Annotated in this window: 13 protein-coding genes and 1 pseudogene; 8 read left to right on the top strand and 6 right to left on the bottom strand. The window is 58.5% G+C overall.

Annotated elements, in window-relative coordinates; genetic code table 11:
- Nucleotides 1-308: 308 nt before the first annotated feature.
- Nucleotides 309-803: a MarR family winged helix-turn-helix transcriptional regulator gene (locus WB528_RS15625; RefSeq protein WP_423889316.1), complete on the top strand. Its 495-nt coding sequence runs from the start codon at nucleotides 309-311 to the stop codon at nucleotides 801-803.
- On the opposite strand, the gene WB528_RS15620 is transcribed toward WB528_RS15625, so the two are convergent.
- Both WB528_RS15620 and WB528_RS15615 read right to left on the bottom strand, forming a co-directional pair.
- Nucleotides 724-1,398, bottom strand: a complete 675-nt coding sequence (locus WB528_RS15620; RefSeq protein ID WP_423889315.1) for a hypothetical protein — start codon at nucleotides 1,396-1,398, stop codon at nucleotides 724-726. The genes WB528_RS15625 and WB528_RS15620 overlap by 80 nt on opposite strands.
- Nucleotides 1,398-1,577, bottom strand: a complete 180-nt coding sequence (locus WB528_RS15615) for a hypothetical protein (protein ID WP_423889314.1) — start codon at nucleotides 1,575-1,577, stop codon at nucleotides 1,398-1,400. Before WB528_RS15615 ends, WB528_RS15620 begins: the two co-directional genes overlap by 1 nt.
- Before the next feature lie 574 nt (nucleotides 1,578-2,151).
- Between WB528_RS15615 and WB528_RS15610 the strand changes: the two genes are divergently transcribed.
- Entirely contained in the window at nucleotides 2,152-3,063 is a 912-nt protein-coding gene (locus tag WB528_RS15610) for a GlcG/HbpS family heme-binding protein (protein WP_423889313.1), read from the top strand.
- Between the two features lie 1,491 nt (nucleotides 3,064-4,554).
- Here WB528_RS15610 and WB528_RS15605 read toward each other — a convergent pair.
- Nucleotides 4,555-4,716 carry a hypothetical protein gene (locus WB528_RS15605; RefSeq protein WP_423889312.1) on the bottom strand — a complete coding sequence of 54 codons (162 nt, stop codon included), beginning with the start codon at nucleotides 4,714-4,716 and terminating at the stop codon, nucleotides 4,555-4,557.
- Between the two features lie 162 nt (nucleotides 4,717-4,878).
- Between WB528_RS15605 and WB528_RS15600 the strand changes: the two genes are divergently transcribed.
- Nucleotides 4,879-5,073, top strand: a complete 195-nt coding sequence (locus tag WB528_RS15600; RefSeq protein ID WP_423889317.1) for a VIT1/CCC1 transporter family protein — start codon at nucleotides 4,879-4,881, stop codon at nucleotides 5,071-5,073.
- Here the strand turns inward: WB528_RS15600 and WB528_RS15595 are convergent.
- Nucleotides 5,070-5,342, bottom strand: a complete 273-nt coding sequence (locus tag WB528_RS15595) for a high-potential iron-sulfur protein (RefSeq protein WP_423889311.1) — start codon at nucleotides 5,340-5,342, stop codon at nucleotides 5,070-5,072. The genes WB528_RS15600 and WB528_RS15595 overlap by 4 nt on opposite strands.
- A 127-nt stretch (nucleotides 5,343-5,469) precedes the next feature.
- Nucleotides 5,470-6,117, bottom strand: a complete 648-nt coding sequence (locus tag WB528_RS15590; protein ID WP_423889310.1) for a c-type cytochrome — start codon at nucleotides 6,115-6,117, stop codon at nucleotides 5,470-5,472.
- A gap of 341 nt (nucleotides 6,118-6,458) precedes the next feature.
- Between WB528_RS15590 and WB528_RS15585 the strand changes: the two genes are divergently transcribed.
- The 4 genes from WB528_RS15585 to WB528_RS15570 are packed head-to-tail and all read left to right on the top strand — an operon-like array spanning nucleotide 6,459 to nucleotide 10,201.
- The gene (locus WB528_RS15585; RefSeq protein ID WP_423889309.1) at nucleotides 6,459-8,039 is read left to right on the top strand and encodes a cytochrome C; all 1,581 of its coding nucleotides are present in this window, start codon (nucleotides 6,459-6,461) and stop codon (nucleotides 8,037-8,039) included.
- Between the two features lie 30 nt (nucleotides 8,040-8,069).
- Nucleotides 8,070-8,846 (top strand): outer membrane protein, encoded by a 777-nt coding sequence (locus WB528_RS15580; RefSeq protein ID WP_423889308.1) that lies wholly within the window; start codon nucleotides 8,070-8,072, stop codon nucleotides 8,844-8,846.
- A 32-nt stretch (nucleotides 8,847-8,878) separates the two neighbouring features.
- A complete protein-coding gene (locus WB528_RS15575; RefSeq protein WP_423889307.1) occupies nucleotides 8,879-9,544 on the top strand; it encodes a c-type cytochrome in 666 nt (221 codons plus the stop codon).
- A gap of 60 nt (nucleotides 9,545-9,604) precedes the next feature.
- Complete coding sequence (locus tag WB528_RS15570; protein WP_423889306.1) at nucleotides 9,605-10,201, top strand: c-type cytochrome; 597 nt, start codon at nucleotides 9,605-9,607, stop codon at nucleotides 10,199-10,201.
- A 53-nt stretch (nucleotides 10,202-10,254) separates the two neighbouring features.
- On the opposite strand, the gene WB528_RS15565 is transcribed toward WB528_RS15570, so the two are convergent.
- Entirely contained in the window at nucleotides 10,255-10,818 is a 564-nt protein-coding gene (locus WB528_RS15565; RefSeq protein WP_423889305.1) for a hemerythrin domain-containing protein, read from the bottom strand.
- Nucleotides 10,819-10,996: 178 nt separating this feature from the next.
- Here WB528_RS15565 and WB528_RS15560 point away from each other — a divergent pair.
- Nucleotides 10,997-11,173 (top strand): annotated as a pseudogene (locus WB528_RS15560) (SOS response-associated peptidase); the annotation flags it as partial.
- Nucleotides 11,174-12,131 lie beyond the last annotated feature (958 nt).

The following is a 12,131-nucleotide window of genomic DNA, read 5'->3' as shown; positions in this document are numbered from 1 at the left end:
CCCTCATAAGACTCCTTGGTTCGGTGTGCTGAGAGTGCGCGACCTGCCTGCAGGGCCCGCCACATCGGGCCGCGAGTGCAACGCAAATGGAGGCTCATAACCTGAAGGTCATAGGTTCAATCCTATCCCCGCAACCAAAATGGAAGCTGCGCTCGGGTGCCCATTCACCGCAGCTACGATGCACCCCGAGACGTCACGCCGCGCTTCAAAGCAAGATCTTTGATTTTTCGCAAAGTCGATAGGGTTAGTCTCCGGTACCAAGAATCTGTGCTCGACCAGCTCTCGAGAGAGGGATTTGTACATGGACAATGGACATGATTGCTAAAATGGGCGCCGTTTGTCTGGTTACGCGCACCCGCCTGATTTCGAGGGTCGTCACGGGAATTTACGACGAGGCGCTCCGGCCCTTTGAAATTAGTTCGGCTCTGTTCGCATTATTGGTGGGGATCTACCAAGTACAACCTGCTACCCGTGCAGAAATTGGGCGCCAGCAACATCTAGATCGCTCGACCCTGACGCGACACCTGAAATCGATACTCTCGGAAGGCTGGGCCGAGGAGTTTCGCTACGGAGCAAACGGACGAAGCAAGCCGATCGTGTTGACACCGGCAGGCACGGATCTGCTCAGTCGAGTAGAAGCCGCATGGGAAGCTGCGCAAGTTCAAGCGAAGGATTTGCTGGGTGAAGACGGCGCAACGGCTATCATGGACATGGCTAATCGTATCATGGAGCCGGCAGTCCGAGCGATGATTGATGGAAGTCAAACCAGAGCACAGCCATACCGAAGAGGCGATCCGCGCTAGGTTCGCGCGGGATCTCAGGATCAGCTATTTCCGCGACTAGATTTACGGCGGAATAGATGGCGTCGTAACAACTGTTGGCCGTCAGCGAAGGCATATCGCCATCGTTCCGGAAAGGGAGCAGGAGGATATCCGGCGGGACGGTCACGAAGTAGTCGCGGATGTAATTCAAGATGATTTGCGCTTGGCGTCGCGTCCCGGCGAGGCACAGGACGAGCGCACGCTCGCCACCGCGCAGGAGATGCGGAGAGTCAAACAGCGCGGCGGTGTGCGCTGCCAACAAGGAGGCGATGCTGTCCTTGCCACCCCGGCGCCCTACTACCCACCACCGCTCGCGCATCCTGCCGGTGGGCGGCTCGCGCCCCCCAGCGATGGACCTAAAGAACTCTGTTTCGGCGTCCGTCATCGGGAGACCGTCGCCAGCCTTGAGCACGGTCTTCCAATTGTCCCAACTCGACGCAGAGAAGAACGGCTTGAAGAGCTTCGGGCTGTTCAAGGTCTGGATGATGTTGGGCGCTACTCTTTTGGACCGCGCCTTTGCCTCGGTTAGGCTCGGGGATTCGATCACCGGCTTCTTTGTGGACGCGGCTCGCGGCATCAGTCGTTGTCCTCATTTTCATCCGCGTTGGCGGCAAGTTGATCGAAGAGGTTGATTGGGGCTGGGGATGTCGCCTCGCCCCGCCGCCTGAGGTCCGCGAGCGTGCGGCGGCGCTCGCCCGCCAACCGGGTCAGGTCCCCGGCGTCCATTGGCTCACCGCGCAACTGCGCGGCCTCCATCTCCTCGATCTTGAGTGAGAGCGTTGCCGCCGTGCGGACCAGTGCGCGGTCCAGCTCCGAGCCGACCGGTTGTCAGGCGAGAACGGCTGAAGGGAGACCCACTGGCTAACTGCTGGCTAGGGCGCTGCATTTGCGCCTCCGGCTAGCACCGTAACGATATAAAGCTTTTCATAACAACGCTGCGGGAGCTTACAAGCCGGTCTCGGCCCGCGCGTACAAACGTGAGACGAAGGGGGCAGACCGGAAATCGCAGACGTGAGGTCAAAACGACGCGACCCAACTTGGCGAAAGCGCCGGACGTTGTGGCGGTGTTACAACACTGGGGTTTTCCAACCACAGTTGTTTGATCGGTCATGAAAATGGTAGGATGTTTGACCGGCTGCAAATATGAGTAGGCAGGCATTTCCCCGCTCTAGGAGGATCCGCCCTGCATTGTTGTTTTCAAAACAAGATTTTGGCATTGCCGCCCCCAAGGCCGATGCCGGAGGAATACTAACGCATTCATTTCGCGCAGGCACGATGGGACCTGCGCTGTCTTCTTAAATATTCGACCCATCGTACAGAGGAGGTCACAATGAACATCCAGCTGCGAGCGCTTTCATGTTCGATGAGCGCCCTCGTGATTACTCTACTAACCGGTCCAGCCTTTGCGGATTGCAGCGCTCTGCCGAGCTTTTCGCTACTCCGTGCAGCGCTTATAGGCGCCATAACGCCGGCCTCGGGGGCCAACGGCGGTCTAGGCTTCAACATGTGGGGCACACTCGTCGACAACGATGGCACGGTCTGCGCCGTCGCGTTCTCGGGCAGCCAGTTCGACTCGCAATGGCTGGGGAGCCGCGTGATCTCTGCACAGAAGGCGAATACCGCAAACGATTTCAGCCTAGGTCACAACGAAACACCTGGCGGGAGTTTATTTCCATCCGGCCTCGCCTTGTCGACCGCCAATCTATTCTCGGCAGTGCAACCCGGCGGCAGCCTGTATGGCCTGCAACACAGCAATCCGGTGGATACGGCCGTTGCCTATGGCAACCAACCCGGTTTCGGCAACTCCGGAATCAGCCAGGCTAGTTTCAATCCAAATCCATTCAGCAGCCTTTCTTTCGGCACCGCCTCAGATCCCATGGTCGGCAAGCGCATCGGAGGCGTGAACGTCTTCGGCGGGGGGCTCGCACTTTATAAGAACGGCAGCAAAGTGGGGGGCGTCGGCGTTAGCGGCGACACATCATGCACCGACCACATGGTCGCTTGGCGGGTCCGCCATGCTCTAGGATTCGACGAATTCCGGGGGGTTGGAGGGGTCGCTGACGCGGCGCACCCGGACAACATCGTATTTGATATAGCGCCAAATGCAGACGGCACCGGTGGAACAGGTCAGGCTCCCAACGGCCAAGGCGGCGTCGGTCAGAGCGCCAGCGGCTTCGGACATCCGAAGTGTTTGAATAATCCAACGCCTGCTGCCGTAGCCGGTCTTCCGCCTGTGAAGTAACGGTCGTCGCGCCGGAGAAGCAGCACAAATTGATACTGCTTCTCCGGGCGGCTGACCGCCTCAGCGCGTTGAGCTGGCGCCGGCGATCGCGTCGCGTCACTTTCTGCAAAGTACGCCTGCTTGTCCTTGGCAAAGGCGCGGACAACGGCGGCCGGAAGGTCGGGTGGCTTGCGCATCATCGTGTGCCCGTGCCCATTCGTGAGGGCAGGAAGTCAGGCCCGAGCTCCGCACCGCGCAGGCCGCACTTCGTGCAAACGAACCTCGGCTCGATGTCCGAAATCCTCACGTCGTCCGCCCACGCATCGACGCGTTCTGGCGCGAGCCTGAGGAGGTTGCTGCACTTGTAGTCAGAGCAATAAGCCAAAAGCCCGCGCGTGCCGCTCTCCCGCATCTCTCCTAGCGTAATCTTCTGTTGCCGCATGCCCCATTGATTCCGCCGATTTGCGCTGCCGTGAAGCCGCTAGTTCTTGGGGCTGGGGGCAAGTAATGTACCGCGGCTAGCGCGCTTCTAGTTGGCAAGGTCCGGGCTATGTACCAGACTGCAACGAATGCGGCGCTGGCGACGCTAGTAGACGTTCGCGAACGGGGCCGCGATCATGACCATATTTTTAACAATAGCTGTGGCCGCAATCGCTCTCGCGACAATCAATCTCTGGCGCGAGGCGGTCCGAAGACCACCGAGGCCTTCAGAAAAATTCGTCCGCGAATTGTCGCGCAGCGAGCGCATTGAGGCCAAGCACGGCAAGCCCACCAAATGAACGTTTGATGATGATAAGCCCCTTAAAGAGATGGGAAGGCACGTTTGTAGGCACGATGTTCGACGAAAAGCGCTCGTTCTTTTACGATTTTTCCGAATTCGGACTAGTCGTAAACTCCTGGTTCGAGTGGATACAGGACGGCTGGCGTCTACAAGAACTGGCCGATAATGAGTTTCGGCTCTTCTCTCGGGATTTTCCACCTGATTTCGGGCGGCGATATTCCATCTTTTACAATCGGGCTGAGCTCGGTGTTCTCGAAGTGACGAGCGTTAGCGGCTGCAGCGGCGAAAATCTGGTCGTTTCAGTGGCAATCGAATTACACTCGGTTCGACTTCTAGATTTGACAACCGTTCGCAGCCTGCTCCAAGGGATCGCGACGCACGTCTCGGATTTTTCAACGCGAAGACGCCGAGCAGGTGGCCGCGTAAGCGGCGATCCAGCAGGCGATACAGCAGGTTCTTTGGAAGGCCCAGCGCGTCTCCCCGTATCCCGCCGAACTGAGCGAAACAGATTGGGGTGAGCTTGAATGCCGCTTTCACGGGACGACAGCGATCGCGTATTTCCACCGGCGCTAATGGTCCCGAGGTCTACGGGTAGACCTTACCACCCTCTGCACCGGCGGAAGGATTCATGCGCGGTCCTCGTCGAGCACTACCTTGGTCGTTGCCTTTTGGGACGTTGAAACCCTATACGACCCGGTTGAGAACGCGCGGATTGTGAAGAGCGGCTCTGCCTATGGTGCGCAGCGCTTGCGCGGAGCGGAGGCGCCCATCGTGCCGGCGCCGACGGCGTAGATGTCCAGCTGCTTGGGCGGGCGGCGGGCCTGCTGGTGGGGCTGTTGCAGCGCCTGGACGAGCACCTGGGCGGCGAAGTGGAGCAGGACGTGGTGGGCCATTTTTGTACTCCGCGAGGAATCTACGGAATGAACAACTAATGTTGTTCGAGTTGTAACGGCCTCTCTCAGCGTCGTGCATCGCTAAGGCGGCGGCCTTGCATCGCGTCCCGTGCGGCCCTGCGTGGATCGTCTGATTGGTGAGGATCGCGGCGGAGCGCTGCGCTGGTAAAAACCATGGTGGTGGAGGAGTACGGTCTTGCTCCGACTCCAGAGTCGCCGACATTGGCTGCGCTAAGTACTTTTGCCGCGTTCATTTTATGCGGCTTGGTTCCGCTAATCACCTATCAACCCCATCCGGAAATCAACACAGCGCAAGATATCGGCAATCCGGCCGCTGACGCATTTCTCGAAAGCTAAGCGGGCTTTTTTGCATACACCATGCACCAGCCCTGAGGCGAAATGACTCCATCGACGGTTTTGCACGAAGATGGCGCCTCGAACAGGGCGCAGTTTTCGCAACTCTGGTCGCCCTTCGGCGTGTCCTGATACTTCACCGCCTTCTGCGGTGCTTTCGCTGCCCGTGCTGGCGTCGTCGTTCCAATGACGGCCGCGCCGGTAACTGCTCCGGCTACGCCGGCCGCAACGGTCAATACGTGACGACGAGACACTTTGCTTTCATCTGTCATGATTCGTTGTCCTTCCTAGTTAAATGAAAAGAAGATCGATCGTCAGAACCACACGCATCTTCATTTGATTTTCAGCAAGAAGGCCTTCCGTCGAGGAACGGGCCGGGGCCCGGATTTTGCGAACAGCTCACTCGATCGTACTGAGATATCCTGCCACCGCGCGGATCTGCGCGTCCGTCAGATTGTGAGCGATAGGTTGCATGATGGCGGAGTTGTCTGGATTGTTCTTGTCCTGGCCGCGTTCCTTGTCCCAGTTCGTCAGCTTCTTGTAGACGTAGTCGTGAAGTTGTCCCGCCAGGCGCGGAAACGCGTCACGTCCTTTGGCGTCGTCGCCGTGACAGGAAGCGCAAGGCGGAACGTCCGATTTCGGAATGCCCTTAAGATAAATGTCCTTGCCCTCGGTCAGGTTTTCCTTCGGCCCGCCGCCGAGCGGCTTCGGGTCGAGATGGTTGAATTGTTCGGCGAGAGCCTTCTCCATTTGCGGCGTGAGTACGTGGGCGACATTGAACATGACCGGATTATTGCGCCGGCGTTCGATGAAAGCCTGTAGCTGATTGACGAGATATTCGGGCTGCTGTCCGGCAAGTCGAGGCATAGGATACGAGCCGCGGAATCCCTGACCCTGCAAACCATGACAGGTCTTGCAGTAGTCGATCTTGCCCTTGAGCGCCGCTTGCGAAACCTCGGCCTTGTCCTTGCTCCTTTCCTGCGCGTGCGACGTCGCGCAAGCCGAAAGACATATCATTGCCGAAAACAACGCCGATGAAATCCGCATGAGCCCGTCGCCTTTTTGAATCGTTCGTACGGTACGCCGTGGTGTGGGATTCGATCCAGTTCAATTTTTCAGCTCGTGTGCGATCCAGATTAAGATGATCGCTCGAACGCATTTGCAAGCTTTTATGAAAAACAGGTTGTACCTTCACTGTCGGAATCCGGCAAACAGCGGATGCATTAATTGCTGGAAGTGATTGTTGTATGTGCAACAATGGTTGCCGAAATGACGCGCCTCTACCAAAACTGACTCAGTCGCAAGGTTTGCAGTTGGGTTTTCCGGTTCATGGCCTATCGTCCTTTTCGTGCGACGGCGGCACGGAGCGTTGAACGGGATTGCGCGCAATGCGGGGGCAAGTCGGTCGTATCGTCGGACGCCTTGGCAAACACCGGATCGTGGTGGCCGCGGCGATTGTTGCCGGCGCAATTGGATGCCTCACGTTCGGCTTTACGTCACCGGCGCAGGCGTTGCCGAGTTTCGCCCGGCAGACCGGCCAGCCCTGCGGCACCTGCCACACCGATTTTCCAGCGCTGACGCCCTATGGCCGGCGTTTCAAATTGCTCGGTTACACGACCGGCGGGGGTGAATTCCGCACGAACCCTTTCTCATCGCAGGTCGCGCGCGATGCCCGCTCCGAATATGAGAAGATGATGGGCTATGTGAAGGCGCTGCCTCCGCAAGCTCCGAAGAAGGTCGAGGAAGACAAGGAGTGGGTCCCGCCGGTCTCGATGATGGCCGTTGTCGGCTACACCCACACCCAGGCGGATCTGGGCATCGTCACCGGCGGACCGCCGGATCCGTACAGTCAGAACAACAACGTTGTGCTCTCGCCCTTCAGCGGGTTCTGGGGCGGCGCGATCACCGACAATATCGGCGCTTTCGCGCAAGTGACCTACAATGCGATCGGGCCGGGCACCGCGGCCGATCCCTTCGACCGCCACACCTGGACATGGGACAATACCGACGTTCGTTACGCCAGCACCGCCCATTTCGGTCCGCTCGATATCATCTACGGCATCACCGCCAACAACAATCCGACGGTGCAGGACGTCTGGAACACGACGCCGGCATGGGGCTTCCCATACGCGGCGTCGAGCATCTTCGGTCCGCAAAACCCGGGAACGGTGATCGAGGGCGCCTTCGCCGCGCATGTCGGCGGCGTCGGTACGTATGCCTTCATCAACGACCTGCTCTATCTCGAATTGACGGGTTACAAGACGCTCGGCTTTAGCGCGCAAAACAGTCTCGGCACCGACCCGTTCGGGGCGCCCGGACAGCTCGGCGGCATTTCGCCCTATTGGCGCGTCGCGCTGGAGCCGCATTGGGGCCGAAACACGCTGATGGTCGGCGCGTTCGGCGGGCAGTTCAACGTCCATCCCTGGGTCGATGCCAGTTTCGCAACGTTCTCGACCGCGGTATTTCCGCAGACGGATAGATTCACCGACATCGGCTTCGATACCCAGTACCAGTATCAGGGCGACAATTGGTGGCTGACCTTGCGCGGCAGCTACATTCGCGAATTCCAGCGGCTGGATGCGACATTCACCAACAACCTCGGACCAACAGGCCTCCCGACCAATCAGAACGACCTCTTGAACAGTCTGAAGCTGCAGGCGTCCTTTGCTTACGGCGCTGACAACCGGGTCGTATTCACCGGACAATATTTCAACAATTGGGGCACCGCCGATGCCGGCTTGTATGGGCTCGATGCCAACGGCCTCCCGCTGACGCCTAACAGTAACGGCTGGACGGCGGAGATCGCCTACATCCCGTTCGGCGCCAGCAAGATGGTGGGATGGCCGTGGTTCAACGCGCGGATCGGCCTGCAATACACCTATTACAACAAGCTGAACGTGAACTTCGCCAACACCACCAATCCCCACGACAACAACACGCTGTTCCTCCATGCCTGGTTTGCGATGTAGGCGGACATGGCCGTATTCGGAGATGGTCTGATGAAGAAAGTTCTTTTCGTCCAAGTGGCAGCGCTCGCAGCCGGCCTCGCTACTCCGGTGCTTGCCGCCGACCTGCCGATGAAAACCGAAGTGCCGGTTGTTGCGGTGTTCAGCTGGACGGGATGCTATCTCGGTGGGCATGTCGGCGGCGGCAGAGCCACCAAGGACATGACTGACCCGGTGCAGCTCGTGCAGGATACGCTGAATGGTCCAGGCACGACGACCGGCGTCACCACCGTCACCACGTCGCCGACCGGCGCGGTGATCGGCGGCGAAATCGGTTGCGACTACCAGTTCGCGGGCAACGCCGTCATCGGCATCGAAGGAACGGCGTCGGGCACCACCATGAAGGCCAGTTCACTGGTCGGCCTGCCGTTCACGGGACAAGCCGCGCTCGTGCAGGCCAATAACGATTTTCTTGCGAGCGTAACGGGACGGATCGGTTATGCCTTCAACAACGTCCTTGTCTATGCCCGCGGCGGCGTTGCGGTGGCCGGCGACAAATACGATGTCAGCGGCGGCGACTTCAACGGCGGCGGACCTTTCCACTTTCAAGGGGCGGACAATCGCTACGGCTGGGTTGCCGGCGGCGGAGTCGATTGGGCGTTCACGCGTCATTGGTCGATGAACGTCGAATACAACTACTACGGATTCGGCAACGGCAACATTCTGATGACCGACCAGTTCAGCGGCGCCACGGGCGTCGTGAACGTCAAACAAAGCGTCCAAGTCATCAAGGTCGGTCTCAACTTCCATATCTGGGGGGCCGGTTGGTAATGCCCGGAACCCATTCAATCGACGCGGATGGGATGAACGGCACGAAGAGGAGCCGAACGATAGCGGCTGGCTTGCTGCTGGCTTTACAGGCGTCGATCCTGATGATGGTCTTTTCAATCAGCGCCGTCGCGCAGGAAGGGCTTCCATCTGCAAAGAGCGGTTTTGAGGCCAAACTTGAATATTGCAAGACCTGTCACGGCCTCTCGGGCCAGGGTTATCTTGGATATTTCCCGATGCCGCGGCTTGCGGGCCAGCAGCCCGAATACATCGAGGCTCAGTTGAAGGCCTTCATCGAGCGAAGGCGTACCAACCCGATCATGTTCAACGTCGCGCATGTGCTGAGCCCGTCGATGATCTCGGCTCTCGCCAACCATTTCCATCATCTCAATCCGCCGCCATTCGGTGGCGCGCCGAGGAGCGCGCTGGCGACAGGCAAGAGGATCTACGACGAAGGTTTGCCTGAATCCAACGTTCCGGCTTGCTCGGCCTGTCACGGCGCGGGCGGCCACGGCCAGAACGAAATTCCAAGACTGGCGGGCCAGCTCTATCCCTATATGATCGGTCAGTTGGCGGGCTGGAGCAAGGAACGGGGCCAGGGCACGGCAGTTGACACCTCCGCGATCATGGCGCCGACGGCGCACAATTTGACGCGTCCACAGATTGAAGCGGTGGCGGCCTATGTCAGTACGTTGCAGTGAGTGTTCCCGCCGCATCCGGCGATTTTTCCGTGAATGTATGAGGCGCGAAAGCTTGGAATCATGAAGCGCATAGGGCTGAAATTAGCGATCCTGGCGATGGTCGCGTCCACCGTTCCGGCAGCGGCCGACGACCGCGCCGCCGTTCGTAACTGCACATGGTGCCATGGCGCGGAGGCGCAGGGTTACACGGTTGCGCCACGGCTTGCTGGACAACGTCCGCAATATATCATGAGCCAGATCCAGAGCTTCCACGAGCATACGCGGGATAATCCGTTTTCCAGGCAATATATGTGGAACGCAGTCGCCACGCTTAGTCAGTACGACGTGCGTGATCTGGCTAATTATTTCGCGTCGATCCGGCCGAAACCCGCCAATGACGGCGACAGTGCGCTCGCTGCAAAGGGAAAACGGATCTTCATGCAGGGGATCCCGGAAGCCAACGTCGTTTCCTGCTATGCCTGTCACGGCCCCGATGGCGAGGGCGTGAGAGACATCCCGCGCCTCGGAGGACTGGCCTATTTTTATGTCAAGGGGCGGCTGGAACAGTGGGGCCAAGGATATCATTCAACCGCGGGATCGCCGATGCCGCTGGTGGCTAGTCATCTCGGACCCGAGGAAATTGAGGCGCTCGCCTCCTATCTGAGCTTTGTCAGATAGACATCAACCTTCATTGCCTTCCAAATTCTTGCTACCACAAGTGATAACCGTGACTACCTTCGTTCGGCTTCAGCCTCTTGCTCCAGTCGCAAGATATGCTCGCGTAGCACAGCAAAACGATCTTCTATGATATCGCTGAACAGCGGATCCTTGCGCGCCGTCACGGCCGACGCGATTTCCGCCCAGTCCTGAAGTTTAAGGGCCTTGTGCGCGGCAGGAAAGAAATGCCGATCTTCCGCCATCATATGGCGCCGCTCGCCCGTAATGAAGTCGCGAATGACGGTATCGACATTTTCCCGAAGGAGTTCGCGATCGGCTAGCACGTTCTTGACCGCGTGAGCGACACGGTACAGCCGTTCGGCTCCTTTGCGATGTTCTTGAACAAGATCACCTATCTTCGCTGCCGCGCCCGGATCGCGCGTCGTTAGTTTGGCAAGGACCAATTCTTCCTGGGGATGGTGATAAACTTCTGTGTAGACTTCGAAATAGCTGATAATCGCGCGAATAACCTCGTAGTCGGGACGATCTCCGCGGTCGAAAACTTCAAGCTCTCGCTCAAGAATGGCGAGCAGCTTTTCAATATTGCTGTGCTCTTTGGATAAGCGCTCGAGGATCATGGCAGCGCTCCGTATTCTGCGCAAATATGAATACCCGCTGGAGCCATGAATTGTTTGCGGTATATCAAATCGAGGTCAGAATAGGAATGCGGCGATTTCGATTCTTTTGCCGGTAATATGTAACTTTCTTGAAGCTTGACGATCTTTACCTCGCCGTAGAATTCAAAGTCATCAGCAGCGTCATCGAATGCCGCCGCCGCGCAGGTGGATTTCCCCGAATATCCGCAACACCACCTCGCCGCATTGGCGCGGCTGGTTGAAGCCGGAAAACCACGGTCTGGTTCCGGCCAACAGCTTTGCTAAGTATGCGCCGGAGCCAAACCGCGCAACGGGCAAGAAGGGGTTGTGCGTTTGGTGCGGCCGCGCTCAAACCGCGGCTTCAATTGAATCCGGATAAGGGGCACGTCCGCATTTCGCGGACCAGGCTCTTGTGAACCGCGCCGCAAGAGCGTCGCGGCCATCCGGCATCGATCCTTCACGCAAGAGCAGATCACCCGTCGCCAGGGCACAAAAAAACCGGACCTTTATGCAGCCGCCGCCGTCTGCACAAAGGTCCGATCTCGTGTTTTCGTTCCTTCGCGATGCCTGAACGGTCGCAAAGGACATTGCAGATCCTTGAAGAGATTTGTTTGCGTCCGCTTTCGATCCGGATCCGCAGTTTCTCTTCGTGGATACCGCTACTTCTTCCGTGACGTCTTCTTTGCCACCTTCTTGGTGGCTTTCGCGGTCTTCTTTGCCTTCTTCGCTTTCTTGGCCATGTCGTCCTCTTCAAAAAATTGGCTCAGTGAACTTGCACATGCCGAGTATCGACATGCACAACACTGACACGATATCACAAATGCAAAATTGATACCAACGAGTTGTGAAGTTTGTTCTTGAGCCGCTCGCCTGGGGCAGTCGGTCCCGCGTCCCGCTCGTCAAGCGGCGCTATGCTGACGCCCCTGCGGCTGCCCTTTAACCGGTCTCCCGACCCGCGAGCTGCTCCGCTTTCGCTTTCGCCGATACGCTTCTTTTCTTCTTGAAGAACTATGGGGCTCCGCTCCTCGCGCGCACCAGGGTGAAGCGCCGGCAAACGCCGGCGCCGATCCGCGCGGTCTGTCCGGTCTTCCGCGCTGCCTCAAATTTTGAATCGTCGCGGCCAGTCATGCGCTTGTACAGATCCGCTCTTTGAGCGGCCCTTGCGGGTGGGCGATCCCCCTCCACGCGGATCGCCAAAGGGCCGGATTATCATTGTCGGCACGTGAGCATCGCGCGCCTAATTTGCGTAGAAGCCGTTGTGGGATGAAGCACACCTCAGAGTTATCGCAGACGGG

Origin of the sequence: Bradyrhizobium sp. (assembly GCF_049586575.1) — a bacterium.
In the GTDB taxonomy this organism is placed as follows: Bacteria; Pseudomonadota; Alphaproteobacteria; order Rhizobiales; family Xanthobacteraceae; genus Bradyrhizobium.
This window is presented reverse-complemented; position numbering and strand designations above follow the sequence as displayed.

Coding starts and splice junctions, on each gene's coding strand:
- WB528_RS15585 (WP_423889309.1), top strand. CDS start 6,459: ATGCGGGGGCAAGTCGGTCGTATCGTCGGACGCCTTGGCAAACACCGG.
- WB528_RS15590 (WP_423889310.1), bottom strand. CDS start 6,117: ATGCGGATTTCATCGGCGTTGTTTTCGGCAATGATATGTCTTTCGGCT.
- WB528_RS15575 (WP_423889307.1), top strand. CDS start 8,879: ATGAACGGCACGAAGAGGAGCCGAACGATAGCGGCTGGCTTGCTGCTG.
- WB528_RS15570 (WP_423889306.1), top strand. CDS start 9,605: ATGAAGCGCATAGGGCTGAAATTAGCGATCCTGGCGATGGTCGCGTCC.
- WB528_RS15620 (WP_423889315.1), bottom strand. CDS start 1,398: ATGCCGCGAGCCGCGTCCACAAAGAAGCCGGTGATCGAATCCCCGAGC.
- WB528_RS15615 (WP_423889314.1), bottom strand. CDS start 1,577: ATGGAGGCCGCGCAGTTGCGCGGTGAGCCAATGGACGCCGGGGACCTG.
- WB528_RS15565 (WP_423889305.1), bottom strand. CDS start 10,818: ATGATCCTCGAGCGCTTATCCAAAGAGCACAGCAATATTGAAAAGCTG.
- WB528_RS15595 (WP_423889311.1), bottom strand. CDS start 5,342: ATGACAGATGAAAGCAAAGTGTCTCGTCGTCACGTATTGACCGTTGCG.
- WB528_RS15625 (WP_423889316.1), top strand. CDS start 309: ATGGACATGATTGCTAAAATGGGCGCCGTTTGTCTGGTTACGCGCACC.
- WB528_RS15580 (WP_423889308.1), top strand. CDS start 8,070: ATGAAGAAAGTTCTTTTCGTCCAAGTGGCAGCGCTCGCAGCCGGCCTC.
- WB528_RS15610 (WP_423889313.1), top strand. CDS start 2,152: ATGAACATCCAGCTGCGAGCGCTTTCATGTTCGATGAGCGCCCTCGTG.
- WB528_RS15605 (WP_423889312.1), bottom strand. CDS start 4,716: ATGGCCCACCACGTCCTGCTCCACTTCGCCGCCCAGGTGCTCGTCCAG.